Origin of the sequence: Paenarthrobacter sp. C1 (assembly GCF_049315185.1) — a bacterium.
GTDB classification, from domain to species: Bacteria; Actinomycetota; Actinomycetes; order Actinomycetales; family Micrococcaceae; genus Arthrobacter; species Arthrobacter nicotinovorans.
The window spans coordinates 48,358-74,656 of the sequence record NZ_CP186052.1; the positions used below are offsets into that span (position 1 = coordinate 48,358).

At 64.8% G+C, this 26,299-nt stretch carries 25 protein-coding genes; 12 read left to right on the top strand and 13 right to left on the bottom strand.

Annotation, left to right across the window (positions count from 1 at the left end; genetic code table 11):
- Positions 1-2 precede the first annotated feature (2 nt).
- The gene (locus ACNAOU_RS00250; RefSeq protein WP_422757772.1) at positions 3-1,646 is read left to right on the top strand and encodes a 5-oxoprolinase/urea amidolyase family protein; all 1,644 of its coding nucleotides are present in this window, start codon (positions 3-5) and stop codon (positions 1,644-1,646) included.
- A 7-nt stretch (positions 1,647-1,653) separates the two neighbouring features.
- Positions 1,654-3,414, top strand: a complete 1,761-nt coding sequence (locus tag ACNAOU_RS00255) for an acetyl/propionyl/methylcrotonyl-CoA carboxylase subunit alpha (RefSeq protein ID WP_422757773.1) — start codon at positions 1,654-1,656, stop codon at positions 3,412-3,414.
- Positions 3,415-3,426: 12 nt separating this feature from the next.
- Here the strand turns inward: ACNAOU_RS00255 and ACNAOU_RS00260 are convergent, their stop codons facing one another.
- Positions 3,427-4,674 carry a D-arabinono-1,4-lactone oxidase gene (locus tag ACNAOU_RS00260; RefSeq protein WP_422757774.1) on the bottom strand — a complete coding sequence of 416 codons (1,248 nt, stop codon included), beginning with the start codon at positions 4,672-4,674 and terminating at the stop codon, positions 3,427-3,429.
- 125 nt (positions 4,675-4,799) lie between these two features.
- On the opposite strand from ACNAOU_RS00260, the gene ACNAOU_RS00265 reads away from it, so the two are divergent.
- On the top strand, positions 4,800-5,840 hold the full coding sequence (locus ACNAOU_RS00265; protein ID WP_422757775.1) for a LacI family DNA-binding transcriptional regulator: 1,041 nt from the start codon (positions 4,800-4,802) through the stop codon (positions 5,838-5,840).
- Positions 5,841-5,864: 24 nt separating this feature from the next.
- On the opposite strand, the gene ACNAOU_RS00270 is transcribed toward ACNAOU_RS00265, so the two are convergent.
- From ACNAOU_RS00270 to ACNAOU_RS00290, 5 genes are all read right to left on the bottom strand, one after another.
- Positions 5,865-6,164 (bottom strand): winged helix-turn-helix transcriptional regulator, encoded by a 300-nt coding sequence (locus ACNAOU_RS00270; protein WP_018778431.1) that lies wholly within the window; start codon positions 6,162-6,164, stop codon positions 5,865-5,867.
- A complete protein-coding gene (locus ACNAOU_RS00275; RefSeq protein WP_018778430.1) occupies positions 6,161-6,565 on the bottom strand; it encodes a VOC family protein in 405 nt (134 codons plus the stop codon). Before ACNAOU_RS00275 ends, ACNAOU_RS00270 begins: the two co-directional genes overlap by 4 nt.
- A gap of 115 nt (positions 6,566-6,680) precedes the next feature.
- Positions 6,681-7,676, bottom strand: coding sequence for a bile acid:sodium symporter family protein (locus ACNAOU_RS00280; protein WP_422757776.1), 996 nt, complete (start codon positions 7,674-7,676; stop codon positions 6,681-6,683).
- A 96-nt stretch (positions 7,677-7,772) separates the two neighbouring features.
- Positions 7,773-9,269 (bottom strand): SulP family inorganic anion transporter, encoded by a 1,497-nt coding sequence (locus ACNAOU_RS00285; RefSeq protein WP_422757777.1) that lies wholly within the window; start codon positions 9,267-9,269, stop codon positions 7,773-7,775.
- A gap of 6 nt (positions 9,270-9,275) precedes the next feature.
- Positions 9,276-10,382, bottom strand: a complete 1,107-nt coding sequence (locus ACNAOU_RS00290) for a GTP pyrophosphokinase (RefSeq protein WP_018778427.1) — start codon at positions 10,380-10,382, stop codon at positions 9,276-9,278.
- A gap of 110 nt (positions 10,383-10,492) precedes the next feature.
- Between ACNAOU_RS00290 and ACNAOU_RS00295 the strand changes: the two genes are divergently transcribed.
- Both ACNAOU_RS00295 and ACNAOU_RS00300 read left to right on the top strand, forming a co-directional pair.
- A complete protein-coding gene (locus ACNAOU_RS00295; protein WP_018778426.1) occupies positions 10,493-11,314 on the top strand; it encodes an alpha/beta fold hydrolase in 822 nt (273 codons plus the stop codon).
- A gap of 40 nt (positions 11,315-11,354) precedes the next feature.
- Entirely contained in the window at positions 11,355-12,290 is a 936-nt protein-coding gene (locus ACNAOU_RS00300; RefSeq protein ID WP_110504841.1) for a carbohydrate kinase family protein, read from the top strand.
- Positions 12,291-12,303: 13 nt separating this feature from the next.
- Here ACNAOU_RS00300 and ACNAOU_RS00305 read toward each other — a convergent pair whose 3' ends face one another.
- Positions 12,304-13,362 (bottom strand): glutathione S-transferase family protein, encoded by a 1,059-nt coding sequence (locus tag ACNAOU_RS00305; RefSeq protein WP_018778424.1) that lies wholly within the window; start codon positions 13,360-13,362, stop codon positions 12,304-12,306.
- A gap of 85 nt (positions 13,363-13,447) precedes the next feature.
- Between ACNAOU_RS00305 and ACNAOU_RS00310 the strand changes: the two genes are divergently transcribed.
- Positions 13,448-14,257 carry an HAD family hydrolase gene (locus ACNAOU_RS00310; protein ID WP_200942166.1) on the top strand — a complete coding sequence of 270 codons (810 nt, stop codon included), beginning with the start codon at positions 13,448-13,450 and terminating at the stop codon, positions 14,255-14,257.
- Here ACNAOU_RS00310 and ACNAOU_RS00315 read toward each other — a convergent pair.
- Together ACNAOU_RS00315 and ACNAOU_RS00320 are read right to left on the bottom strand one after the other, a co-directional pair.
- Positions 14,254-15,135, bottom strand: a complete 882-nt coding sequence (locus ACNAOU_RS00315) for a methyltransferase family protein (protein ID WP_422758704.1) — start codon at positions 15,133-15,135, stop codon at positions 14,254-14,256. The two genes, ACNAOU_RS00310 and ACNAOU_RS00315, sit on opposite strands and share 4 nt — an antisense overlap.
- A gap of 53 nt (positions 15,136-15,188) precedes the next feature.
- Positions 15,189-16,055 (bottom strand): NAD-dependent epimerase/dehydratase family protein, encoded by an 867-nt coding sequence (locus ACNAOU_RS00320; protein WP_422757778.1) that lies wholly within the window; start codon positions 16,053-16,055, stop codon positions 15,189-15,191.
- Positions 16,056-16,188: 133 nt separating this feature from the next.
- On the opposite strand from ACNAOU_RS00320, the gene ACNAOU_RS00325 reads away from it, so the two are divergent.
- Together ACNAOU_RS00325 and ACNAOU_RS00330 are read left to right on the top strand one after the other, a co-directional pair.
- Positions 16,189-16,437 carry a hypothetical protein gene (locus tag ACNAOU_RS00325; protein ID WP_055976641.1) on the top strand — a complete coding sequence of 83 codons (249 nt, stop codon included), beginning with the start codon at positions 16,189-16,191 and terminating at the stop codon, positions 16,435-16,437.
- Positions 16,438-16,519: 82 nt separating this feature from the next.
- Entirely contained in the window at positions 16,520-17,299 is a 780-nt protein-coding gene (locus ACNAOU_RS00330) for a glycerophosphodiester phosphodiesterase (protein ID WP_210078025.1), read from the top strand.
- Between the two features lie 15 nt (positions 17,300-17,314).
- Here ACNAOU_RS00330 and ACNAOU_RS00335 read toward each other — a convergent pair whose 3' ends face one another.
- Entirely contained in the window at positions 17,315-19,138 is a 1,824-nt protein-coding gene (locus ACNAOU_RS00335; protein WP_422758705.1) for a glycoside hydrolase family 2 protein, read from the bottom strand.
- 73 nt (positions 19,139-19,211) lie between these two features.
- Between ACNAOU_RS00335 and ACNAOU_RS00340 the strand changes: the two genes are divergently transcribed.
- Both ACNAOU_RS00340 and ACNAOU_RS00345 read left to right on the top strand, forming a co-directional pair.
- The gene (locus ACNAOU_RS00340) at positions 19,212-20,174 is read left to right on the top strand and encodes a D-2-hydroxyacid dehydrogenase family protein (protein WP_422757780.1); all 963 of its coding nucleotides are present in this window, start codon (positions 19,212-19,214) and stop codon (positions 20,172-20,174) included.
- A gap of 105 nt (positions 20,175-20,279) precedes the next feature.
- On the top strand, positions 20,280-21,422 hold the full coding sequence (locus tag ACNAOU_RS00345; protein ID WP_422757781.1) for a glycerate kinase: 1,143 nt from the start codon (positions 20,280-20,282) through the stop codon (positions 21,420-21,422).
- Positions 21,423-21,437: 15 nt separating this feature from the next.
- On the opposite strand, the gene ACNAOU_RS00350 is transcribed toward ACNAOU_RS00345, so the two are convergent.
- Positions 21,438-21,680 (bottom strand): DUF2630 family protein, encoded by a 243-nt coding sequence (locus ACNAOU_RS00350; RefSeq protein ID WP_018778415.1) that lies wholly within the window; start codon positions 21,678-21,680, stop codon positions 21,438-21,440.
- A 95-nt stretch (positions 21,681-21,775) separates the two neighbouring features.
- Between ACNAOU_RS00350 and ACNAOU_RS00355 the strand changes: the two genes are divergently transcribed.
- Positions 21,776-22,219 carry a YdeI/OmpD-associated family protein gene (locus tag ACNAOU_RS00355; RefSeq protein ID WP_189076492.1) on the top strand — a complete coding sequence of 148 codons (444 nt, stop codon included), beginning with the start codon at positions 21,776-21,778 and terminating at the stop codon, positions 22,217-22,219.
- A 331-nt stretch (positions 22,220-22,550) separates the two neighbouring features.
- Here the strand turns inward: ACNAOU_RS00355 and ACNAOU_RS00360 are convergent, their stop codons facing one another.
- A complete protein-coding gene (locus ACNAOU_RS00360) occupies positions 22,551-23,672 on the bottom strand; it encodes a VanZ family protein (RefSeq protein WP_189076493.1) in 1,122 nt (373 codons plus the stop codon).
- 336 nt (positions 23,673-24,008) lie between these two features.
- Positions 24,009-25,268 carry an MFS transporter gene (locus tag ACNAOU_RS00365; RefSeq protein ID WP_422757782.1) on the bottom strand — a complete coding sequence of 420 codons (1,260 nt, stop codon included), beginning with the start codon at positions 25,266-25,268 and terminating at the stop codon, positions 24,009-24,011.
- Between the two features lie 55 nt (positions 25,269-25,323).
- Here ACNAOU_RS00365 and ACNAOU_RS00370 point away from each other — a divergent pair, with 55 nt between their 5' ends.
- Entirely contained in the window at positions 25,324-26,277 is a 954-nt protein-coding gene (locus tag ACNAOU_RS00370; RefSeq protein WP_422757784.1) for a DUF5937 family protein, read from the top strand.
- Positions 26,278-26,299: the final 22 nt, after the last annotated feature.

Sequence of the window (26,299 nt, forward strand, 5' to 3'; positions counted from 1 at the left end):
TCATGGAAACCGCAATGCACACCACCACCGCAAAAAAGGTACTCTCCGTCAGGCCGGTTGGCACGCGTGCTGTCCTGGCCGAACTGGACGGACTGCAGGATGTCCTTGCCCTCCAGGACATGCTGTACAAGTCCCCGCTCCCGGGACAGGTGGACGTTCTCGCCGCTGCTGAAACAGTGATGGTGGTGGGTGAGTCCGCCGCAGCTACCCGCGCCATCGGCGCCCGGCTGCTTGAGTTGGAACTCACCGCTCCGGAGGTTACTGACTCCGGGCTGGTGGTCATCGACACCGTGTACGACGGCGACGACCTCGCCGACGTCGCGGAGTTGACCGGCCTGAGCGTCGACGGCGTCATTGCGGCCCACACAGGTCAGGTCTGGACCGTTGCCTTCGCGGGCTTCGCGCCGGGTTTTGGGTACATGGTGGGCGAAAACGAGGTCCTTACCGTGCCTCGGCGTTCGTCCCCGCGCACAGCGGTCCCGGCCGGTTCCGTCGCCCTCGGTGGCCAGTACTCGGCCGTCTACCCCCGCCGTTCCCCGGGCGGCTGGCAGCTGATCGGCCGGACCGGTGCACGGATGTGGGACCTGAACCGTCCGCAACCGGCACTCGTGAGGCCCGGTGACCGGGTCCAATACCGGGCCGTCCGCGAGGTTGTCACTGCCTCGGCCCATGATTCCGACGCCGATTCAGACCACCACACGGGACCGGGCCTGCGGATCCTCAACCCAGGTGCCCTGAGCCTCATAGAGGACCTCGGCCGCCGCGGATTCGGCCCGCTCGGCGTCTCCGCGGCTGGTGCCCTGGACCGGGCCTCCCTCCGCAGGTCCAACCGCCTGGTGGGCAATGCCCCTTCTGCGGCGGCCATTGAGTCCGTCAACGGCGGGCTGACTGTGGAAGCTGTTGGAGACCAAGTCCTTGCCGTCACCGGTGCGCCGACAACGCTGACCGTCCAGTCGCCGTCGTGGTTTGACGACGACGGCGACGAAGTCAGTCCCGGCGGCCAGCGGACCGTTCCCATGGCTGCACCTTTCGCACTGCTCGACGGCGAAGTCCTCACCTTGGGCGCCCCCGAGTCGGGATTCCGGAACTACGTGGCAATCCGCGGCGGAGTGGATGTGCCCGAGGTTCTTGGGAGCCGTTCGGCAGACACGATGTCCGGCATCGGGCCTGCCCCGCTGGTCATCGGCCAGGAGCTTCCCGCCGGTGACGCCACCGAATCAACAGCGGTGGGCAGCCCTGAGCTGCAACCCGGCTTCCCGGACGAGGGCGTCACGGTGCTGGACGTCGTTCCCGGCCCGCGCGCCGGTTGGTTCGACCAGGCTGCGCTCGACTCCCTCACGAGCCAGGACTGGCTGGTCACACCGCAGTCCAACCGTGTGGGCATGCGACTGGACGGCACCCCGTTGAAGCGGACCCGCGAAGGCGAGCTTCCCAGCGAGGGCACCATGGCGGGTGCGCTCCAGATCCCGCCTGCCGGACTGCCGGTCCTGTTCCTGGCGGACCATCCGATCACCGGTGGCTATCCCGTGATCGGCGTGGTGCGTGATGAGCACCTCGACCGCGCAGCGCAGGTGCCCATCGGCGGCCGTATCCGATTCCGGTTCGTCCACGATTCCCCAGACTTCAGCACAACCCCAGAGAAGTGAGTATTTGATGCGTAAGGTCCTGATCGCGAACCGCGGCGAAATTGCCGTCCGCGTCGCCCGAGCCTGCGACGATGCCGGCATCTCGTCGGTAGCCGTCTACGCGGATATCGACGCCGACGCCATGCACGTTGGCGCAGCCGATGAAGCCTACAGCCTGGGCGGAAACAGCCCTGCTGACACCTACCTGAACATCGGGAAGCTGCTTGGGATCGCCGCGCAGTCCGGAGCGGACGCGGTCCACCCCGGATACGGCTTCCTCTCCGAAAACGCGGACTTCGCACAAGCAGTGATCGACGCCGGGCTGGAGTGGATCGGTCCCTCTCCGGAGTCCATCCGTCAGTTGGGCAACAAGATTACTGCCCGCGAGATCGCCGTCCGGGCCGGTGCGCCGTTGGTCGCGGGCAGCGACGGACCTGTGTCCTCAGCGGCGGAAGCACGCGCTTTTGCCGAGGAACACGGGCTCCCGATGGCCATCAAGGCTGCTTTCGGTGGCGGCGGACGGGGACTCAAGGTAGTCCGGGAGCTCGCTGAAGTGGAAGAAGCCTTCGACTCCGCTGTCCGTGAAGCCGTGGCCGCATTCGGTCGTGGCGAGTGCTTCGTGGAGCAGTACCTGGACCGGCCGCGGCACGTGGAAGCGCAGATCATCGCGGACAAGCAGGGCAACGTCGTTGTGGTGGGTACCCGTGACTGCTCCCTCCAGCGCCGCCACCAAAAGCTCGTGGAAGAGGCACCCGCGCCCTTCCTCAGCGATGCACAGCGGCAAAAGATCTACGACGGTTCCAAGGCGATCATTCGTGAAGCCGGCTACTACGGTGCCGGAACAGTGGAGTTCCTCGTTTCGGCAGACGGTGCCGTCGCGTTCCTTGAGGTCAATACCCGACTTCAGGTGGAGCACCCGATCACCGAGGAAACAGCGGGGATCGACCTGGTGCAGGAACAGTTCCGCGTGGCTGCGGGCCTGCCTTTGAGTGTGTCCGAGGACCCCGTCGCCAAGGGGCACTCCTTCGAATTCCGGATCAACGCTGAAGATGTCGGCCGTGGATTCCTGCCGTCCCCTGGCACAGTCGGACTTTTCGAGGTGCCTACAGGGCCGGGCATCCGGGTGGATACCGGAGTGCGTGCGGGGTCGAACGTTCCACCGCAGTTCGATTCCCTGTTGGCGAAACTGATCGTGTCCGGAGCTGACCGGCAGCAGGCACTTCGTCGCGCCCGTAGGGCCCTGGCCGATTTCACCATCACAGGCTTGGCCACGGTGCTGCCATTCCACCGGGCGGTCCTGGAGGCTGACGACTTCACTTCAGTGGCCGGACTCCGCGTACACACCCGGTGGATCGAGACTGACTTCGCCGGCCAGATCCCCGTGGACCCTGACTACAGCGCGGTGGCTCCGGGCGGAGAACGCCGGACCATCACTGTTGACGTCGATGGCAAGCGGCTTGCCGTGGGACTTCCTGCGGATTTGCTGGATGGCTGGGCGCGCTCCGGACAAGGGCTTCCGGCCGCTACGGATGTCACGGGGCTGCCGGGTTCCCTCGGCGCCGATGATTCACCCGCCGAATCCGCCCTCGTCTCCAGCATGTCCGGCACCGTCGTCAAGTGGCTGGTGGAACCCGGAGCCGAGGTAGCTGCCGGAGACCCCCTGGTGGTTCTGGAAGCCATGAAGATGGAAACCCAGGTCCCGGCACACCGCGCAGGCACCCTCTCGGAAGTGCTCTCGGCTCCCGGTGGAGTGGTCTTGGCGGGCGCAGTGCTCGCCCACATCGAGTAGCGGCCCGACGCGCTATGAAGTAACCGTCACGCCCAGCACCGTGTCCAGCAGGGCGTTTCGGAATTTGCCCGTGGGATCGTTGGCGCTAACGAGAGCCCGGAAGTCCTCGAAACGCGGGTAGAGGGCGGCGAAGTCGTACTCGCCGGGAGTGAAGAGCTTGCCCCAGTGCGGTCGCGCACCGAACGGGCGCAGGGCTGCCTCGAGTTCGGGCAGTACGGCCTCGACGTCGGCCTGCATCGGCTTCCAGGTAAAGTGCAGGGCCACGCTTTGCTGCTGGTAGAACGGGCTGAGCCAGAAGTCATCGGCGGCAATCGTCCGGATTTCGGAGATGAACAGCAGGGGTGCCAGCTTGTCCGCGAGACCTCGGACGGCGGCCAGAGCGGCGGGTGCATGTTCCAGCGGCAGGAGGAATTCGCTCTGCAGTTCTTCCCCGTTGCTTGGGGTGAATTCGTGGCGGAAGTGCGGCAAACGGTCCAGCCACTTTCCCGCGACATCGAGCTGCTCGGTGCAGTTCTCGGCTGACATGTCCGGGAGCGGGTGCAGTGCCGCCGTCGCCGGCGTTGCTCCGAACAGCTCCGCCAGGGGAGCTTCGGTGTCCAGCGCCTTGAGCCACACTTGGGCGATGGTGTCACCCGTGTAGTTCGTGAAGAAACTGACGCTGTAGGCACTGGAAGCGATGGTTTCGAAGTTGGCCAACGCCGCATCCCAGGACAGATCCGTGAGCACGCGTTGCCGGACCTCGTAGCTGGGGCGGACGGCAAGCTCCAGTCCTGTCACAATGCCCAGGGCTCCCACGCCCACCACGCTGGCGAGGAATTCGTCGTCGTCGGCTGTAAGGGTGACCAGCTCGCCTGAGGCGCGCACAAGGTCGACACTCACGACGGCGGCAGCCAGGGAGGGGTTATTGACTCCACTGCCATGCGTGCCGGTTTGGATGGCGCCCGCTACGGAGATGTGGGGAAGAGAGGCGAGGTTGTGGATGGCGTAACCCTGCTCTTCGAGCGAGCGACCCAAGGCTCCGTAGCTGATGCCACCGCTGACCTTTACCGTGCTCTTTTCCAGGTCGAGGACGATTTCCTGGGGGAGGGCATCCAAGAGAATGTGCGTGCCCTCGGTGTCCGCGACCGTATTGAACGAGTGCCGGGAGCCCAAGGCCTTGATCCGGGTCGCCTGGGCCACGAGCTCGCGCAGCTCCTCCACCGACGCGGGCCGCTGGATGCCCGCGGACGAATACTCAAGGTTTCCTGCCCAGTTCTTCATTGAATTCTTCCCTTTTGAATACATGTTGGCTCCCGCAATTGTTAACGTTCACAACTAAGTGCGTCAAGGGGAGTCCACCTCGGTGAAGATAGAGTTCAAGAATCAATCGTCTGTCAGGAGCCGCCGTGAGCAAGGGACTCAAGCCCACCATCCGGGATGTTGCCACGGCAGCGGGCGTATCGCTGACCACCGTCTCTTACGTGCTTTCCGGCCGCCACGGAGGCACTACCCGGATCAGCCAGCCCACCCAGGACCGCGTCCTGTCGGCCGTGAAGGAGTTGGGCTACGTTCCCAACCAGGCCGCGCGCGGGATGCGGCGCGGCAAGACAGACGTGGTGGCCGTCGCGATTGGAAACCTCGAATGGCCGTGGGACCGGGCGTTGGCCACTGCGGCGGCGAACATCCTTCCGGAACGTGGCTATCAGCCTGTGATCCTCTTGGGCGAGGACTGGCGAAAATTCATGATGTCCGGCGGCGCGGACGGTGTCATCATCGGGTACTTCCCGGAGGCGAAAACGGAGGACGAGACCGTCACGGAACTGGCTCGCCGCGGCGTAGCCCAAGTGGTGATTTCGGAAACCATGAATCCTGCCGGGTTCGACGTCCTCGCGCCCGAGACCGACGCCGGGCTGGCGGACTGCATGGAGTTCCTGACGGCGTCGCATCGAAGGATCGCTTGCATTCGGAGGTCAGATTCCACTGACCGGCCCAAGAGCCGGTTCGCTGCTTACGCCAGTGGGCTTGAAAAGGCGGGCATTCCGCTCGATCAGTCCCTCGTCCGGACCTCTCACCATCGCCCGGCCGAGGCGTATCAGGCGGCGCTTGAATTGCTGCAGCTTTCGGTCCGCCCCACGGCCATCCTCTGCACTGACGACATGGAAGCGCTCCAGGCGGTACGGGCCGCCTTCCGGCTGGGCCTGCGCGTGCCCGAGGACGTGCAGATCGTAGGAGTGGGGAACTCCACCGAGGGGCAGGAGTTCGATCCCGCACTGACGACGGTGGGTCCCGATCCCATTTTCGAGAAGGTGGTCCGGATGCTGCTCGACCGCCTGGAGGGAACGGCTCCCGCCGACGGCGTCCGGGTCGCCTCTCCGTGGAAGCTGCACCGTCGCGGCACCACGGTGGACGCCACCACGGTGGACGGCAGCAAGACGGCGCCGCAGTAGCGTCACGACCGCGGCGCAAAAGGTCTACGTCTGGGCGTCGTTCCCGGGCAACTCCTCGCCCCAACGGGCCAGCGCGTTGATTGCTTCGCCCAGGGCCCGCCCTCTATCGGTCAGCGTGTAGGCCCGGGTGTTGTGGCGCAGGGGCAGCCGGGACAGGACGCCGGCGGCTTCGAGCTCACGCAGGCGCGTCGCGAGCATGTTGGTCGGCACTCCGAGGTCCCGCTGCAAATCGCCGTAGCGTTGTGGCCCGTCGAGCAGCCGTTCCACGATGAGCAGGGCCCACCGTGAGCCGACGACGTCGAGGGCCGCGGCGAGGTTGCTCACGCGGTCGGATCGGAGTCCGGCTTCATCCAAAACGGCGAGTAGTGGTAGCCATCGGGGTCGTCGAACTGGCGCTGGTACATGAAGGGGTAGTCGTCGGTGTCACCGATCCGCCCGCCGGCGGCGCCGGCGCGTTCGGTGAGCTCGTCCACTGCTTCGCGGCTGCCCAGGTCGAAGGAGACCGTGACCTTCGAGGGAGTGTCAGGTCCACCGACCAGTTCCTCGGCGCCACCGACGCTGGCGTACATCTCACGGCTGCCGAGCATGACGTACTGCTCGGGTGCGATCGCGAAACACGACACGTTGTGATCGGACATCTCGGTGTTGAGGGTCCAGCCGAGGGCTGTATAGAAGGCGGTGGCACGTTCGACGCTCTCAACCGGGCAAGTAATAAAGAGGCTCATGCGGTCATACTTGCAAAATGCAAGTGCGGCGTCAAGACCCCGAGGCTCGCGACTTTCGGGCCTCGTGGAAGCCTTAAGGACTGAGGCCGGAAGCCAGTCCCCAAGAGTGCAGAAGTCAGTCCTTCAGCGGACGTCGCGCGAGCCACGCTGCAACGATCGCACCGGAAACGTTGTGCCACAGCGAGAACACGGCTGAGGGCAGCGCGGCCAAAGCACCGAAATGTGCTGTGGCCAGGGTCGCGGCAAGTCCGGAGTTCTGCATTCCGACCTCGAACGCCAACGCACGGCGCGCCTTGTCATCCAGGCGGCCGAGCTTGCCTGCCAGGTAGCCGAGGCCAAGACCGAAGCCGTTGTGGAGGACAACAGCCAGGAACACGATGCCGCCTGCTGCCACGATCTTGCTGGCGCTGCCGGCCACAACAATTGCAACGATCAGGGAAACCACGACGGCGGATGCCCACGGAAGTGCCGGAAGCACCTTGGCAACGAGCTTGGAAAGGAACAACCTCGCCAGGAGGCCTGCGATGACGGGAAGCAGCACGGTCTTGACGATGTCCAGGACCATGGCACCGGCGTCGATGTGGAGGAAAGAACCGGCCAGGAACAGCGTCAACGCGGGTGTCACCAGAGGAGCGATCAGCGTTGAAACCGATGCCACGGCAACAGAGAGTGCAACGTCGCCCTTGGCCAGGAAGGCCATCACATTGGACGCGGTACCCGACGGCGCGCAGCCCACCAGGATCAGGCCCACCGCCAGCTCCGGAGGTAGCTGGAGCAGCACGGCAATGAGCCAGCCGGCGCCGGGCATAATCACGTAGTGTGCCACGATGCCGAGTGCTACGGCCCACGGACGCCGGGCCACTGAGGCGAAATCCGGAGGGGTCAGGGTCAGGCCCATGCAGAACATGATGACGCCCAGCAGATACGGGACCGAGACGCCCATGGGTTTGAAGAGGTCCGGTACGAGGAAGCCAAGGACACCGGCAGCCACAACAAGGAGCGGGAACACCGTGACGGCAACCCGCGCAATCCTTGCCTCGGCGGCGAGGGCGGCGTTCACGGGCGCGGCTGTTTCTTCAGACTCTGGTGCGTTATTGGTTGCCTCAAGCATTCATCCATGCTCACATCTGCCCGGCAGCCCGAACGAATTCTTTACTTGCAGGCAGGCGTATATGTCAGATGACCGCTGTTTCCAAACCCAGCCGGGTCAGGAGTTGAGTTTCCCCGCCAGCCGCTCACGCATGCGGACGCTGGCCTCGTTCAGTCCGATGAATTCGACCTCGCGGCCATGGTTCCGGTACTTCTCCGTCACGGAATCCAGCACCGACACGGAGGACGCGTCCCAAATATGCGATCCATGCAGGTCGATGATTACCCGATCTATGCCGTCTGAGGAATCCTTCGCGTAGTCGAACTGCGTATAGAGATCGTTGGAAGAAGCGAAGAACAACTCCCCATCCACGGTGTACGTCGCAACCCTCTCGCCGTTCAGCTCCAGTTCGGTCCGTTCGACGGTCGCGAAATGCGCCACGCGCCGGGCGAACAGCACCATGGCGGCCAGGACGCCGACGCCGACCCCCACCGCCAGGTTGTGCGTCGCCACCACAGCGGCAACAGTCAGGATCATGACGGCGGTCTCGGACTTGGGCAGCCGCTTCAACGTCGATGGCCGTACGGAGTGCCAATCGAACGTGATCAGTGAAACGAAGATCATCACGGACACCAGGGCAGCCATCGGGATCATGCCCACCACGTCACCGAGCACCACTACCAGGAGCAGCAGGGACACCCCGGCCAGGAAGGTCGAGAGCCGGCTCCTTGCACCGGAGCCCTTCACGTTGATCATGGTCTGCCCGATCACCGCGCAGCCGCCCAGGCCACCAAGGAAACCGGTGACGATGTTGGCCACACCCTGCCCCCAAGACACCCGGGTCTTATCGGAGCGGGTGTCCGTGATGTCGTCCACCAGTTTGGCAGTCATGAGTGATTCCAGCAGGCCCACCAGCGCCATGGAAAGGGCGAAGGGAGCGATGATCCGGAACGTCTCCAGGTTCAGTGGAACGTTGGGCAGGAAGAATCCTGGCAGGCTGTCCGGGAGTTCGCCCTTGTCGCTGACGGTGGGAACATCGATGTTGCCGAGGGCTGTCACCAGGGTGATGGCCACGATCGCCACCAGCGGTGCGGGAATGGCAGTGGTGAGCCGAGGCAGCCCGAACACGATCACCAAACCAACAATGACAATCGGGTAGACCATCCAGGGCACGTTGAAGAGTTCCGGCATCTGGGACATGAACACCAGGATGGCCAGGGCATTGACGAAGCCGATCATCACCGAACGGGGAATGAACCGCATCAGCCGCGTCACACCGAGGACCGCCAGCATGACCTGGAAGACGCCGGCCAGGATGATCGTAGCGATCAGGTAGTCGAGTCCGTGCTCCTTCATGACGGGGGCGATCACCAACGCCACGGCTCCCGTCGCAGCGGAGATCATGGCCGGGCGGCCACCCACCAGAGCCGTCACCACGCCCATGGTGAACGATGCGAACAAGCCAATACGCGGATCCACGCCGGCAATCACCGAGAATGCGATGGCTTCCGGGATCAAGGCCAAAGCCACCACGAGTCCCGCGAGGGACTCCGTCAGCAGCCGGCGGGGCGAGCGAAAAGTCGCCCGCAATGACATGAGTTGCTCCGGAGTCATGGGTCCTTACAGTGCAGTCTGGCGGTAGCGCTCAATCTGCTTAAGACGACGCTGGAGGCTGTCGCGCCGCGGGTGCGGAACGGCGTCGGGCGCCTCAGCAGTGAGATCAATGTGTTCGGTTCCGTACTGCCACAAGAGGAGGTCATCCAGGAGGCGGTCGGGACCGGGTGAGTAGCGATGGTCCAGGGCCTTGCGGACCTCTGTGATCCGGTTGGCGCTGAGAAGCCCGGCCAGTTCCACGGTCTTGGTGAGTCCGTGGGCGGCGAGCAGCTCGGCGGCCCATCCCCAGTCGTCATCAACTTTACGGTCAACGTGCGGCAGGAGCGTACGCCAGACGTCACGAACCCGGTTGGGGGTCAGGGGCGAGCCGCCTTCACCCTCCAGATCCCAGTAGCCGCGGACTTCCTCGTACCGCTCGTGAAGGTCCGCGAAAGCGCTCTCAACCGTCTCCAACATGGCCGCCGTGGCCGTGAACTGCCGGTCGAAATGCGGGGTCCATGCGCGCGGGTCCTCCGCCTTGAAGCGGATGTCGTGCTCAATCTCGCTCCAGGCGTGCGCGAAAACAGTACGGATCTGGCATTCAAAGAAGTAGCTGCCGTTGGCTGGCATGTCCGGATTGAAGACGTGCTGGTACTCCTTGACCGTTTCATTCTGGATGGTGCGCAGGATGAGGTGGCGGCTGGAGTAGCCATAAGTGCCGGACTCGATGGAACCGATGTCCTTCTCGCGGTCGCCCCGGCAATCGAAGAGCTGGCGCTGACGCTTGATGATGTTGGCCACCGCTGCGTTCTCCGCAGGGAGCTTGGTGATGACACGGATGCCCACCATGTCGTTCAACGTGCGGAAAGGGTCCGGGAATTTCAGGACGCGCGGACCACCCGGTTCCAGGGGATCATCCGTGCGGGAGATTTTTTCCCGGAACGACTCCACGGTCTTGGTCCGGCCGGTGACGAACAACGGGGTGACTTCAGCGTCGTTCAACATGTCCCGCAGGGTCAGCAGTACGTCCCGCGTGACCCGCTTCAAAGCAGGGCGGACACGCTCGTAGAGGGCCACATTCGCATCCACTGCATCCCGCTGGGCCTGGTCCAGGCTGTCCCAATTGCTTGCCATGCCCCCAGCTTACGTGGCGGCTGCGACACTGAACCGGGCCACCCGCCGTCGGGGTGCCTCTAGCCAAACTTCGGAACCGTCACGATAGGCTCAGTACAAAGGAGGGCGCAATGTTGCGGCACAAGTACAGCTACGGCGAACACCCCAGTCAGTGGGGCGAACTCTTCATACCTGAACCGAACAACGGAAACCATCGCGGCGCATCAGCTGTGGCCGGTGGAGTAGCCGTTGTGATCCATGGCGGCTACTGGCGCTCGCAATACGGCGCGGAGCTCGGCGAACCGCTGGCGCGGGACCTCGCAGCGCACGGAATTACCGCCTGGAACCTTGAATACCGGCGGGCCGGGAACGGCGGTGGATGGCCCCATACGTTCGAGGACATCCTGGCCGGGATCGACCACCTGTCGCAGATAGCCGGGGACCACGACCTCCAGCTCGGCAAAGTGGTGGCACTGGGCCACTCCGCCGGAGGACACCTCGCGGTATGGGCTGCGGGCAGGCACCGCCTCTCTGCGATCGGAGCCCCCGACGCCGACCGCCAGCTCCAGCGGGCACCGGAGGACAACGCCGTGCACCTGACGGGCGTGGTGAGCCAGTCCGGCCTCCTGAACCTTGCGGCAGCCGAGAAGCTCAACCTCAGCAACGGCGCCGTCTGCAACCTGATGGGCGGGGATTCGGCCAGATTCCCCAAACGGCATAAATACGCCGACCCCATGAGCTCGCTGCCGATCAACGTCCCCGTCTACGCCGTTCACGCCACGGAAGACGAGGACGTTCCTGCAAGCCAGTCCGAGGCCTACGTTGCCGCAGCCACGGCGGCCGGGGGCTCCGCCCAGCTGTTGCGGGTCCCGGGCGACCATTTCGACCTCATCGACCCCAAGGCCGTTGCCTACAAGAAGTGCCGCGAGTTGGTGCAGCGACTGCTGTCGTAATTGTTGGGCCGCTGCGCTTCACCTCTGGCAGAGTTGACCCATGCTGACAGTCATTGGTGAGGCCCTGGTAGACGTCGTCCAACGCTCCTCTGGAATTGAGGCGCACGTTGGCGGCAGTCCGCTCAACGTTGCCGTCGGCTTGGCCAGGCTGGACCACCCGGTGCAGTTCATCGGCCGCTACGGCAAGGACGCCTACGGAGACTCCGTCGCAGCGCACCTGCGCTCAAGCTCCGTGATGGTGCCGCTTCCGCCGGATGAGAAGCCAACCAGCGTGGCCACCGCCCGGATCGACGACGACGGCGCCGCCACCTACGCCTTCGACCTCACCTGGGAACTCCCCGGCCTCGCCGGTAGGTTGCCCCTGATGCTGCAGGGTGCCACGTTGCTGCACACGGGCTCCATTGCCACCTTCCTGGAGCCTGGTGCCGCGGAGGTTCTTGCCGCCGTCGAGCATGCCCACCCGAACAGCACCATCAGCTTCGACCCCAACTGCCGGCCAAGCATCATCACGGACGTTGAGTACGCGCGGACGCAAGCCGAGCGCTTCGTAGCGCTGGCCGACGTCGTGAAGGCTTCCGACGAGGACCTCGAGTGGCTGTATCCCGGCGTCGATCCTACGGAATCCGCGCGTCGCTGGCTGTCCCTGGGCGGCGAAGAAGGACCGGCCCTGGTAGTGGTGACGCGCGGTTCACGCGGCCCATGGGGTATCACCCGGGCAGGCGAAACCCAAGTTCCGGCCCCATCCGTGAATGTCGTGGACACCGTGGGTGCCGGCGACTCGTTCATGGCAGGGCTGCTGTCCGCGATTGTGGATCATGGGTTGGACGGCGCGCAGAACCGCGGGGAACTGAGGGCCATGCCCGCAGAAATGCTCGCGGCGATCATGGAGCATGCCAGCCGCGCCGCCGCCGTGACCGTTTCACGCGCCGGCGCCAACCCGCCGACGCGTGCCGAGCTGAACCACGGGCCGGCCTGACACGCACCAGCGGTTAGCCGGCGCCGTGCCCCGGAGCTACTTCTTCCCCGGCCTTCACCGGACCCGGGGGAGTGCCGTCTCCGAACGGACTGCCGCCCAGGGATTCCCGTCCATGGGGCGTCAGCCAGCCGGACAGATCCGGACCGGCGGGGACAATCTGCGTGGGATTAATGTCTTCGTGGACGATGTAGTAGTGCTGCTTGATCTGGACGAAGTCGATGGTGTCCCCAAAGCCCGGTGTCTGGAAGAGGTCCCTTGCGTAGCCCCACAACGCAGGCATTTCGCTGAGCTTGTTCCGGTTGCACTTGAAGTGCCCGTGATAGACGGCGTCGAAGCGTGCCAAGGTGGTGAAGAGCCGGACGTCAGCCTCAGTGATGGAGTCGCCCACAAGATACCGCTGGCTGCTGAGCCGTTCTTCCAGCCAGTCCAAAGCAGTCCACAGGCGCGCGTAGGCGGCATCGTAGGCTTCCTGTGATCCTGCGAAGCCGCATCGGTAGACGCCGTTGTTGACCTCGGTAAATACGCGCTTGTTGACCTGGTCGATTTCCTCGCGGAGGTGCTCCGGATACAGCTGGGGCGCCCCGGGGCGGTGGAACTCCGTCCACTCCGTGGAAAAGTCGAGCGTGATCTGCGGGTAGTTGTTGGTCACTACTTCGCCGCTGGGGATATCGACAATGGCCGGGACGGTGATGCCTCGCGGGTAGTCCGGGAAGCGGCGGAAGAACGCCTCCTGCAGACGCTCGATCCCCAGTACGGGGTCCTTGCCGCCGGGATCAAGGTCGAAAGTCCAGGAGCGGGCATCGTGGGTGGGGCCAGGCTGGCCGAGGCTGATGACATCCTCAAGTCCCAGGAGCCGCCGCACAATTACGGAGCGGTTGGCCCACGGACAAGCGCGGGCCGCGATCAACCTGTAGCGCCCGGGCTCTACGGGCCAGCCGGGTTCTCCGTTTGGGCCGGCAGCGCCGTCGCGGGTGATGCGGTCCTCGATGTAGTTGGTGTCGCGGGTGAACTCACCGCCGGTGACGTACGCGCCGCGTGTGCTGTGTTCTTCGCTCATGGTCTTGTCACTCATCAACTCAGCCTATGCTCCCGGTTTTGGAAATGTGGAGGCTTTCCGGTGCGCAGCCGCCTGTTTCGCTCCAACGTAGACTGGCATGATGCGGCTCGTAGCAAGCGATATAGACGGCACCATCCTCGGTCACGACGGAAAAATCAGTGACCGGACCATCAAGGCATTCCAGGCATGCCGCGATGCCGGAGTGGAACTCGTCTTCGTCACGGGCCGTCCGCCGCGCTGGCTGTACCCGCTCCAGGAGCAGCTCGGGCACAGCGGAATCGTGATCTGTTCCAACGGTGCCGTGGTGTGGGACTTGGAAACGGAGAAGGCACTCTCCTCGTGCGTCCTCGATGCGGAGTCCGTTTTTGAGGCCCGCCGGATCATCAAGTCCATCCGGCCTGACGCCCTGTTCGCTGTGGAGACGCTCACCGGCTTCCAGCTGGAGCCGGGGTTCATCGAAAACGAAACCAGCGAACTGCTTGCCGAGTTCACCCCAAAACCGCTGGACCAGACGCTCACGGCGGATGACGCCGTCGTAAAGTTCCTTGCCATTACCCGCAAGGGGACGCCGGACGAGTTCCTGGCCGAGGTGCAGCCGGCTGTCGCGCACCTCGTGTCCACCACGCACTCAGCTCCCCGGACTGCGATGCTGGAAATGTCCGTGCCGGGGATCAACAAGGCAGTCACGCTGGCCAAGTACGCAGAGTCCCTGGGGATCGAAGCCGCCGATGTTGTTGCGTTCGGGGACATGCCCAATGACATCGAGATGCTCCGCTGGGCTGGCCACGGTTACGCCATGGCCAGCGGGCACCCCGAAGCGATCCTCGCTGCCGGCCGGCAGGCGCCGCATTTCGACGACGACGGCGTGGCCCAGGTTCTGGAGGCGAAACTGACGGAGCAGCGGGTCTAGCTCCGCCCGAAGTTCCGCCCGACGCGGGGAAGCCAACAGCTCACTGACGAACGGTAGCGGCGGAATTCGGCTCCAAAGCGGTTTTCGAGGTCTGCTTCCTCCAGCGGCCGAACGGCGTAGTTCCAGACCAACGAGCCGATCATCGCGTAGGCGACCACGAGCCAGGACCCCAGGATGAGTCCCACCCCGATGCCCTGGGCGATGCCGGCAACGGCCATCGGATTGCGGACCCAGCGATACGGCCCGGCGATGACGAGGTGGTTGGGCATGGCCGACGGCAGCGGGGTGCCGCGGCCCTTGGATGACATGGTTACAGCGGACGAGACGCCGAGAATGCTCGCCAGCACCAGGACCACGGCGCCTGCGATGACGGCAAACTGCGGGACAGGCAGGGACACCAGCCATCGACCTTCCAACCATGAGATGACCAGCGGGACTGCGACAAGGAAGAAGCCCCAGAAGAGGATCATTTGCGCGATGGTCGCGCTCACGTGGGCCGTTGCAGGCCGGTTCGAAGCGGCGGAGCGGAACGCGAACGGGCCGCGGATGATCCAGTCCGTGGGAACCCGCCCCAGCAGGACGAAGCAGAGCGCCAGGCCTGAGCAGGCGGTAGCGGCAATCATCATCAGGACGCCCAGGCCCGCTTCCGTGGTGAATGTGGCGTAGACAGCCAGCGCGGCTGCCACCAAAGCAGTCCAGCCCGTGGCCACCACGGCCGCCCACCGGATGCCACAAGCTGCGAGGGCCGAACAGAGCACGAACAGCGGAATGTCGAGGGCGGCCACAGCGACGGGGTCAAGGGCGCCCAGGGTGGCTGCACGCACCGGGGGTGCCAGGAAAACCAGGGTCCACCAAGCCAGCCCGGCAACCGCCTGCATTGCGAAGTAGGCCCGCCCCCATCCCTGCTTTCCTGTGGCACGCAGCACGGGCTTCACGGGTGGCGTACGCCCTCGCCGGAAAGCAACGCGCGGTAGCCCTCTTTGTAGCTCGGGAAAGTGAACTCGAAACCCGTCGCGCGGAGCCGTTTGTTGGAGCAGCGCTTATCGCCGGGGCCGGCGTCGGACGGGCCCTCAGGTGCCGCCGTCGGGGGTTCAGGGCACTGCAGCTCGGACGCGAGGAACCGCATGACGTCGCCCATTTCGGCGGCGTGATCGTCAACGCCCACGTAAACCTCGTCCGGGGCAGCTCCCATTGTGGTCAGGTGGACGATCATGGCGGCGGCGTCGTCCCTGTGGACGCGGTTGGTGTGCCGGGGTTGGGTGGGGATGACGGCCTTGCCGCTCCGGACCTGGTCGATCAGCCGGGTGCGTCCCGGGCCGTAGATCCCGCCGAGCCGGAGGGAGGTTGGCCGGGTGCCCGTTCCGTGTGTCCGGGCGAACAGCAGTTCCTCCGCTTCCAGCAGGACCTTGCCGCTGAACCGCGTGGGTTCCGTGGGTGTGGACTCGTCCACAACAGCTCCACCGGAATCCTTGTACACAGCGGTGGAGGAGACGAAGAGGATCCGCCGCGGTTCGATGGATTGCCGTTCCAGCGCATCCAGGACGTTCTTCACGCCGTTCAGGTAGGCCGCGCGATAGGCCTCTTCTGTGGAGGCGTCGGCTGCGACGGCCACCACCACAATGTCCACATCGGCCGGCAACTCCGGGAGCTCCACGGAAAGGTCCGCGTAGACGCCACGGATCTGCGGAGGCAGCTTGCCGGGGGAACGCCGCAAGCCCACAACCTCGTGGCCCGCCGCAGCGAAGCGAAGTCCGGCTTCGGTTCCAAGGTCGCCGCATCCGGCAATCAACACAGTCATGTCCCTAGTCTTGCAGTTTCAGGCTGTCACCGACTTCCCAGCCTCCATACAACCGGCGTTCACCTTGCGCCCGTAGGCTTCCAGCCACGGACCCGTTCGCATCGTGTCTACCAGTCGAAATGCAGGGGGAATCATGGCCAAGCGCAGGATCAACGATTTCAACACGGCGCCGGTGCGGCGCGTCGAACCGGATCACCACTGGCGTTCCTTGCGCCAGGGCGACCGGGTCAGCGTCACGCTCACGCCCGGGTATGAGTCGGCGGGAGTGATTGACGCCGTCACCGGCGATGCCACCGCCGTGTGGGTGGAGCTCGACGGCGGCCGCGGCAGGACGCTGGTTCACGTCAGCGACGGCGTGGCGATAGTTCCGCACGAAGCCTGACGCGCCAGGCCTGACATGTGGCGCGTGACGCACGCGCCTGGCACACGCGCCGTCGGGAGAGCCGTTCGGCTACGCTACGGGTGTGACGCTGCCCTATTTCCTCCGCAAGGACGGTTCGCTGGGCCCTTTGGCCTTCGCGCACCGCGGTTTCTCACTGGATGGCCTGGAGAACTCCATGGCGGCTTTCAAAGCCGCGGCGGAACTCGGCACCGTGCACCTGGAAACGGACGTCCACACCACATCGGACGGCGTGCTGCTGGTCTTCCACGACTCTTCCTTGGACCGCGTGACCGATTCTGTCGGCAAGATCGCGGAGTTGACGGCAGCAGAGGTAGCCGGGGCACGAATCGGTGGTGTGGAACCTGTTCCGACCTTTGATGAGCTGGTGGCCGCGTTGCCGGATGCCCGGTTGAACCTGGATATCAAGGACTGGAATTCGGTGCGCCCGATGGCCGAGGCCATTGAGCGGCACGGGATCCATGATCGCGTACTGGTCACCAGCTTTTCCGACAGGCGCCGCAGGGCAGTCCTGGCCAAGCTGTCGAATCGCGTTGCTTCGTCGGCGGGCAGCTCCCTCACCGCTCTGTTTGTCCTCCTGGGCCCCGTGCTGCCGGCACCTTTGGCACGCAGGCTGCTTGCCGGCGTCGACGTTTTCCAGGTTCCTGTCCGCTACGGGCCGGTGCAGGTGGTGACGGCCGGGTTCCTGCGCCGCGCGCACCGCTTGGGCCGCCACGTGCATGTGTGGACCATCAACGAACCCGCCGAGATGGAGCGGCTCCTGGATCTTGGCGTGGACGGGATCGTGTCCGACCGCCTGGATCTGCTCAAGGAAGTCCTGGTCCGTCGAGGCCAGTGGGTCTAGCCAAACTCGGCGGGGTTAGTTCCGGGTTTCGATGGCTGCCGGCCGGACTTGCGCCGCCCGGATCCTCTCGAGGTCGAACTTGGGGCTGCGATCGAACGTGAAGATGCCGTTCTTCTCCTGGAAGACATCCGTCAGCTGCGTGTAGCAGTACCCAAACATGTCCGGATTATCCAGCAGGACGCCACAGAGTCCCTCGAAGCGGGCATAGAACTCCTCTTTGCTGCTGACGCGCTGGCCGTAGCCCCAGGAACTTTCGACGTCGGTGCCTGCCGCCTCTGCTGCTTGGCGCGCTTCGGCCTCGTTCCACCAGATACCGCCGAATTCGGAGACGAAGTATGGCTGCCCGGCGTACGGTACCGAGTACTCCTCGCCGTCGTCCTTCCGGTTAATGTATGGCTTCCCGTCAGCAAGGCCCTGTTGTTCGATGCGGAAGCGGTCGGGATCTTGTTCGTAGGAGTGGGAATCGTAGATGTCCGTGTCCCGGATCCGGTGGGAGTAGCCTGATGCGTCGATCACGGGCCGTGTGGGGTCCGCGAGCTTGGTGGCCAGGAACATGGCCTGGGTGACGTCGTCCAGAACAGTGAGGCGGTCATGCAGCACTTGGTGGGTCTCGTTGAGGGGACACCAGCCGACGATGGACGGGTGGTTAAAGTCGCGCTGCAGGACTTCCAGCCACTGCGCCACAAAGCTGGCAGTCGGTTGTTGGTTGTGGCCGATGGTGCCGCCGCCCGACACGCCCCAGTCACCGAATTCGCCCCACACCAGATAGCCCAAACGGTCCGCGTGGTACAGGAAACGCTCTTCGAAAACCTTCTGGTGCAACCTGGCGCCGTTGAATCCCGCAGCCATGGACAGCTCGATGTCCTTGACCAAGGCGGCCTCATCGGGGGCGGTCATCAACGAGTCCGGCCAGTAGCCCTGGTCCAGGACCAGCCGCTGGAAAACCGCATTGCCATTGATGCGGACAACCTTGCCGTCCAAGGCAATCGAGCGGATGGCGGCATAACTGCTCACTCGATCCACCACCTCGCCGGCGCCGTCCCGCACGCTCACGTCAATGTCGTAAAGGAACGGGTCCTCCGGCGACCAGGGGCGCATCGCTTCGGCTGGGACGGTGAGCCGGAGCGACGGCGTGAGGTCCAGGTCTGCCTTGACCTCCGCCTCAATCCGCAGGTCTTCCTTATCGCTGAGGACGGCAGTGACTGTGTGCCCGCTCCGGTTCCGGCTGAGCGGGACCTCCACCGTGATGCTTGAATCGGCCAGGCTGGGGGTCATCCGGAGGCGCTTGATGTAAACCTCGGGCACGGCCTCCATCCACACCGTCTGCCAGATTCCGGTGGTGCGCGTGTACTGGCAATGCGTGTTGTTGTACCAGGTGGCCTGCTTGCCGCGTGCCTGCATCCCGTGCCGCGAGTCCCTGGCGCGGACAACGATAACGGCATCCGTCCCAGGCTCCGCGATGCCACCCAGATCGGCCGTGAACGGAGTGAAACCACCCCTGTGCCGCGCAACCTCGACGCCATTCACCCAGACTGTCGCGTCGTGGTCCACAGCGCCGAAGTGGAGGAGCACGTTGTGTCCGGACCACTCCGGGGGAATGCTCACGGTCCTGCGGTACCAGACGGCTTCCATGAAATCGATGTGCTCGATCCCGGAAAGGGCCGATTCCGGGGCGAACGGGACCAGAATCGAGCTATTGAGTTCGCGGGTGGCGAGCCCGCGCTCCACGCCGGAGTCCCCGGCGTCGATCTCAAAACCCCAGGTGCCGTTGAGGTTCATCCACTTGTCGCGGACCAGTTGCGGGCGGGGATGCTCGGGCTTGGGGATGGCGGAGGTCACATTTTGCGTCACACTCAAAAACCTAACGTGAGATGGTGGTCAGTACCACCAGCCGCTGCGGGAGGAGACAGCCGTGACGAAGTTCCGTTTAGCCATTCTTGACGACTACCAGCAGGTTTCCGGGGACTACGCTCCTTGGGATTCACTGCCCGACGACGGCGTGAAGGTCAGCGTTTTCAGCGCACCGTTCGTCTCGGAGGAGCAGGCTGTGGCCGCCTTGACGCCGTTCGACATCGTTGTCGCGATGCGTGAGCGGACCCGCTTTCCGCAAAGTGTCCTGGATTCCTTGCCCAATCTGAAGCTGCTGGTGACCACCGGCATGGCCAATGCCGCGATTGACATGGAGGCCGCATCCGAGCGGGGGATCGTGGTGTGCGGAACCGGTGGATCCCCTGCCGCGGCGCCGGAGCTCACCTGGGCCCTTCTGCTCGCTTTCGCACGGAACCTGCCTATGGAGGAGAACTCACTGCGGGCGGGGGAGTGGCAGACCGGCGTCGGATTTGAACTTGAAGGCAAGACGCTTGGCATTGTTGGCCTGGGGAAGATCGGCAAGCGCATGGCCGGGTACGCCAAGGCGTTCGGCATGGACGTCCTCGCCTGGAGCCAGAACCTCACCGCGGAGACCGCTGAGGCGGCAGGTGCCCGCTTGGTCAGTAAAGAGGAGTTGTTCAGCGAGTCGGACATCGTGACGCTGCACCTGCGGCTCTCCGAGCGAACCGAGGGCATTGTGGGCTCGGAGGAATTGCGCCTGCTGGGTCCCGACGGGGTCTTGGTCAATACCGCCCGAGGCCCCTTGGTTGACGAGGTTGCCCTGATCCGCGCCCTGGAGGAGGGCTGGATCCGGGGCGCAGCCCTTGATGTCTTCGAGGAGGAGCCCCTTCCCGCAGGGCACGCGCTCCTGCATTCCCGGCGGACTGTCCTCACGCCGCACGTCGGGTACGTGACGCACGAGAGCTACCGGAAGTTCTACGGGGAGGCGTTTGAGGACGTCAAGGCCTGGTTGGCGGGTGACCCTGTGCGGGTGCTGGGCGGGTAGCCCCCTGGTGCGAGGGGAGACGTGCGGCGGGAACTACTGCGACGCCGTCAACGCAACGTTACGTTCGGGCAAGCGCTTTCCCGGCAAAGCTGGCAAGATGGTCCCATGCGTATCCTCATTGCCCCGGACAAGTTCAAGGGATCCCTGACCGCCGCCGAAGCCGCGTCAGCCATGGCCGAGGGCGCGCTCCGCGTTTACCCGGATGCCGTGACCACGCAGTTCCCGGTAGCCGATGGCGGCGAAGGCACGCTGGATGCCGCCATTGCCGCGGGCTATGAGGAACGGAACAACGCCGTAGTTGGTCCCATCCTCAAGCCGGTCGGTGCCTCGTGGGGGATCCGGAAGGACTCCTTCGGCGGGGTGACTGCTGTGATCGAAACGGCCATGGCCTCAGGCCTGGCGCATATGGAGCCGACTCCGGAGAACTCCCTGCGCGCCCACAGCTACGGTTGCGGGCAACTGATCGCCGCCGCGCTGGATGCCGGGGCCACTGAGATCGTGCTCGGTGTGGGCGGCTCGGCAATGTCCGACGGCGGCAGCGGAGCCTTGCGTGCGCTGGGGCTCAAACCGCTCGATACGGCAGGAAATGTGGTCCCGCTGGGCGGTGGCTCACTCGCAGACGCAGTTGCCCTGGACGTCTCGGAGCTGGATCCCCGGCTGTCGGCCGTGAAGTTCCGCATCGCCGTCGACGTCCGGAACCCGCTGTACGGGCCGGATGGTGCCGCGCACGTTTTCGGTCCGCAAAAGGGTGCGGATGAGGACGCGGTCGAAAAGCTCGACGCCGGGCTCCGCAACTGGGCATCGCTCCTTCGGGAAACCACCGGCCGCGACGTGAACGTTCCGGGAGCTGGAGCGGCGGGCGGGTTCCCGGCGTCGTTCCTGGCGTTTACGGATGCTGCGCTGGAAGGTGGTTTCGCGCTGGTGGCCGGTCTCACCGGGCTGGCCTCGCACTTGAGCGAAGCCGATCTTGTGATTACCGGGGAGGGGTCCATGGATGAACAGTCCCTCACCGGAAAGGCGCCCATCGCACTGGCTGACGCGGCCAGCGTGCACGGCATTCCGGTGATCGCGGTGGCAGGCCGTATCACTGTGACCCCCGAGGATCTCGCGAAGCACGGGATCGTGGCTGCGGCGCAGTTGCTGGACGTCGCGCAGCGCAAGGACGGCGTTCCGGATGTTGCCGATGCAGTCGCCAACGCCGCCAAGTACTTGGCGTGGGCGACGAGCCAGGTTCTCGAGGGCGCCTAGGTTCGCCCGGCAGAACTACTGCCTGTAGCCCTCGACTTCGCTGATCGGGCGGGCCTCGGCGTCGTCCGGGTTCTCCCCGGCATGCTTCTTGGCCCGGCGCTGCCGCAGCAAGTCCCAGCACTGGTCCAGCTGGGCTTCCAGCTGGGAGAGACGCGCGCGGCTGTCGTCACCGTCGGTCTCCGATCCCGCCGAGTCGCGCAGATGATGCTCTTCTTCCACCAATGCCTGGATTCGTTCCAGAAGATCCTGCTCGTCCATGGTCCTGCTCCTTGGGTTGGCTGTTCCGGGCGTTATGTGAAACCTAGTACTACTGACCGGGTGCGTCTACTGGCGTCTGACGGCATACTTGGGTCATGCAATTCACAACCACCATCGTGGGCGATGGAAACAAGGCCGGCATAGAGGTTCCCGCCGATGTCGTTGATGCGCTGGGGGCTGGAAAGAAGCCGCCCGTGGTGGTGACCATCAACGGCCAAAGCTATCGCAGCAGCATCGCGGTGATGGGTGGAAAGTACATGGTGGGCGTGAGCGCGGCGAACCGCGCGCTTACCGGCGCTGCTGCCGGTGACACGGTGGAGGTCGGCCTGGAAGTCGACACCCAGCCGCGTGTAATGGAAGTCCCGGACGATCTCGCTGCAGCCCTGGATGCTGAACCCGAAGCCAAAGCCTTCTACGGGACGCTCAACTACAGTGCCCAGCGGCGTTATGTGGAACCGATCGGAGACGCCAGGACTGCTGAGACCCGCGCGCGACGTATCGCCAAAGTTGTCTCCGATCTGAAGGCCGGGAAAAAGTAGCCGGACGGTCCCGAAAGACGCTCCCGAAAAAAGATAAAAAGAAAGTGACCTGGACCATGACACGTTCCATCAGGTGGCGCCACTACTAAGTAGTGACAGGTTGCAGAGCGCATTCCGGATGTAGAACAGCAGCCACGGCCTATGAGGTGTTGAGACCCCCTCCTCGGCCGGTCACGGCGCAACGATCCATGCCGCCTTTTTGTCGGCGAGCTGGAGGTGCGCTCGTCCGCTTGCCCAAGTGGACAGTGTGGCCGGCCCGAAAGCAGACCCCCCCTCGAGCCGGCCACACGCACCTCGCGCACCAGCCGGCTGCCGAGGTGGCGTGCGGCCCCTAGGCGGGTCGAGGAGCTGGGCCAGCCACCCGGCGTCGTTCGATTTCACGCGAGTCAACCATCTCCGCACCCGTCAGGACGCCCGAAAGTCCCCGCGATTTTGTCAGGGGAACCGCCACGAAGGCGGCCAGGAGCAGCAGGCCGGAGAGCGGACCGAACGCCGTTGCCGGTATCAGGGCAGTCAGGAACGACAACACAACATAGAGTCCGCCGGTGGTGCTGGCCCGGAGCAACGCCCGACGGCGGGTGGCCGGCCAATGCGGTTGCAGCCACACGGCGCGCTGGCCGAGTGATGCGCCGGAACCCACAAGCGCCGGCAGGTAGAACACCAGGAACCCGGGAACGAGATGCATGAGGACGAGGGAGACGGCGTCGTCGGCTCCGGGAAGGTCCGCACCGATCGCGAGCAACCCCACCCTGTAAATCACAACGAAGCCGAAGCCAAGGAACGTTAGCGCCACGTAGTCGATGATCATCCCGAGCCAGCGCCGCCGGACAGTGACGGGGCGGCTCTGGCCACGGGCTGCGCGGAGGTCGCGTCGTTGCGGCATGAACCAGAGGACCAAAGGCGCAATCATGGCACCGATCAGGGCACCCAGGGTGTTGGTGATGAGATCGTCGACATCGGCAAGGCGGTAGGCACAGTCGTAAATGCCCCACAAACCAGTGAATTGAGTCGCTTCGATGAGGCCCGAGGCGAGGGCGCCCGTCAGCGTAGAGACGGCAATGTTCCACGACAAGTAGCGGCGCGCGATCACACCCCAAGGAACGAAAAGCACCACGTTGAACACAACCTGCAACATGGCACGGCTGGTCAGTGTCCCCGTGATCCCCAAGCCCGAGGTCTCACGATGGATATCGTCCAGGAATTGGAAGGGGACCGCCTGGAAGGTGCTGCCGCCCGGGCCGCATTTCAACAGGGTGGGGTCCGGCAGGGGTAGCAGCGTGTAAGCCACCAGAGCAACGCCGTAGATGCTGAGCCCCGCGGCACCCAGAAACCGGCGCCACGTGAACCGGCCGTACATCCTGTACTGGACGGCCACGATCGGCACCATGAACACCGCAAAGAGGGCCACTCCTCCCAACACGCCCACGTACGCCGGCCAGACCCATTCCCCCATGATTCCCCTTCACTCGTTCCTTCCATGGTTTCAGGGTGGGCGGCTCAATCCCTCCGTCTCCGTGGTGATGTTGCTCGCGGCGGTCTCGCCCTGGGGGCAGATTTTCGCGTAACGAATCAGTGCTTTTGTGCACCTTAGTAGAAAGGAACGTGGCTTAGGGGGACAGTCAATGGCGCAAAAGTCGTGCAGGAATGACCTGTGCTTGGAGGGGTGGATCTGGCCGCAAGTGGGCGAGTTTCCTGATGGGCAGTGTCCGGAATGCTCGGACGAGGAAACCCCGCCGGAACCCAGTGCGCAGCCCGCCGGTGGGCGGCGGCGGACCCTGCGCCCGCCCCGTTAGGCGAGTACCGCCGTCGTCGTGGCTTTCCGCGCTATCAGCGCTACGCCCGCCGCCGAGGCAACAAAGACCGCTCCCAGGATGGCCCAACCCAGCGTGCCGTGTTCGACGACGGTAGCGGTCACCACGAGAGGTGCGAGCATGGCCCCCAGGGAGGATCCCATGCCGAACATTCCCTGGTAAGCGCCGGCCTGGAGTGGATTGGCGAGCTCGAAGCTGAGTCCCCACGCCCCCGCTTGCGAAAGGATTTCCGCCAACGAGTGCAGGAGTGCGGCACCGCACAGGAGAGTGATGGCGGCGACCACCGGCACTCCGCCCGCCAGTGCGTAGAGCGCGCAAGCCGCGGCCATGAGCACCCCGCCGGTCAGCACGATCTTCCCGGCACGGGCAGGATGGTCCGTGCCGCGGGAGAGCGGCACCTGCAGCAGGACGACGCAAACAGTGTTGATGACCAGGACCACCGATATCAGCACATCCGGCGCGCTGGTGTCCTGGGAAATCCACAGCGGAACACCCATCTCGGCGAGTCCGAACTGCATGCCGAAAATACCGGACAGCACCGTCAACAGAACGTAGCGGCGATCCTTGAAGGGGGAGATGCCACGCTTCGGCGCAGGGTTGGCGGGGTCGTGTCGCGGCGCGTCGACGCGGCTGGGAAGGCGGCGGAGGTGCAGCGCGCTGAGGACATAGGCGACGCCGGCACTGATCATCATCACCCGGAACGCGTCGGCCGTCCCGGCCAGCAACGCCAATCCGGCGATCATGCCACCCGTCGCGATGCCCAGGTTTGTGATGGTGCGGAGGACAGCGCGGGCGTTGACGCGGTTCGGGCCATCGAAGGCACGCGCGATGATCGCTGAGCGCGTGGCGTTCGCGGCGCGGTCCACGCCCACCGTAATGCAGGCAATCACGACGGCGGTGCCGAAGTTCCCGGCGAACGTGTAGCTTGCGATAGCGAGACCTTCGACGGCGACCATCACCACCAGCAGCCGGCGCGCGGATAAGTGGTCCGCAAGGCGGCCGCCAATGTACGACGTCGCGACGCCTACCCCGCTGGAAACAGAGAGGATGACGGCGATTTCCACGGCGCTGAGTCCGACGAAGCGGCTGAAGTACAGAACCGTCAGGGTAAGGAAGATGCCGCGACCCACCGTGGAGACCAGAATGGCCGAAGCGAGGATCTTAAGGCTGGGTTCGGAAAGGGCGGCGCGGAGGCCGTGCCGGGGAGGGGTAATGGTGTCTGCCGGAGTTTTGGTCACCCCCTAGTTCTGTCACCCGCCGAGGATGGCCGGTAGTGATGTAGCGTTATGCTTCATGTTGAAGTACGTACTGTCCGGCGCCGACCTGGGCGGGGTGCGCTTCGGCATCTCGCCCATGTGTGAACTGGGGCTCTCTCTGAGGGCCATCCGTGATCCCAGCCAGTACCCTCTTCAGCTGCCGTGGTTGCGCCGCACGGAGGAAGCCCGTTCCCGCCTGGATCTGGATGGTCTGCTGGCGCTGGTTGACCACCGGCTCTGGACGCCGGACTTCCTGAATCCCAGGCCTGATTCCCCTCTGACCAGGATCGACGACGAGTTCGCGGCATTGGAGGGAATTTCAGCCGAGCAGTTCCACGGCGACCTGATCCGGGTGCATGGCGAAGTGCCCGCAGTCTTTGCCGGACCCGTTGGCCCGGCGATCCGGCGCCTCGTGCAAATCCTCAAGGACTTTTGGGAAACGTGCTTCGCACCGCACTGGCTGCGCATGCGCACCATCCTGGAAGCAGACATCGTCTACCGCGGCAGGCAACTCGCCCAGGGCGGGCTGTTCACAATGCTCAACGACTTGTCCGGTGCCGTGGAATTCGACGGCCGGGTCATCTCCGTGCGGTTGAAGAACCCTGCGTCACGGACCGAGAAGACTGATGGCCTGGGGCTGACTCTCGTACCCACCATGTTCACCCGCAGGGCCTCTGCTCCCGTGAACCACGGTGACCCGCCGATGCTGATGTACCCGGCCCGCGGTCAAGGAGCCATGTGGGAAGCGGAGCAAGTGAGAAGCCCTGCCGCTGTGGTGGCGGTGCTCGGCGAGGCCCGAACCAGCCTGTTGACGGCGCTCGCTGCGCCTGCCTCATCCACCGAGCTTGGAGTGCGCTTTGGCGTGACCACGTCCGCAGTCAATCAGCATCTCAGGGCGCTCCGGAATGCCGGGCTCGTGACTTCCACGCGCTACGGCCACAGTGTGCTCTACTTCCGGAGCGAGCTGGGCGCGGCGTTGCTGCTGGGGTGAGCGCTGAGGCGGGTCGACGACG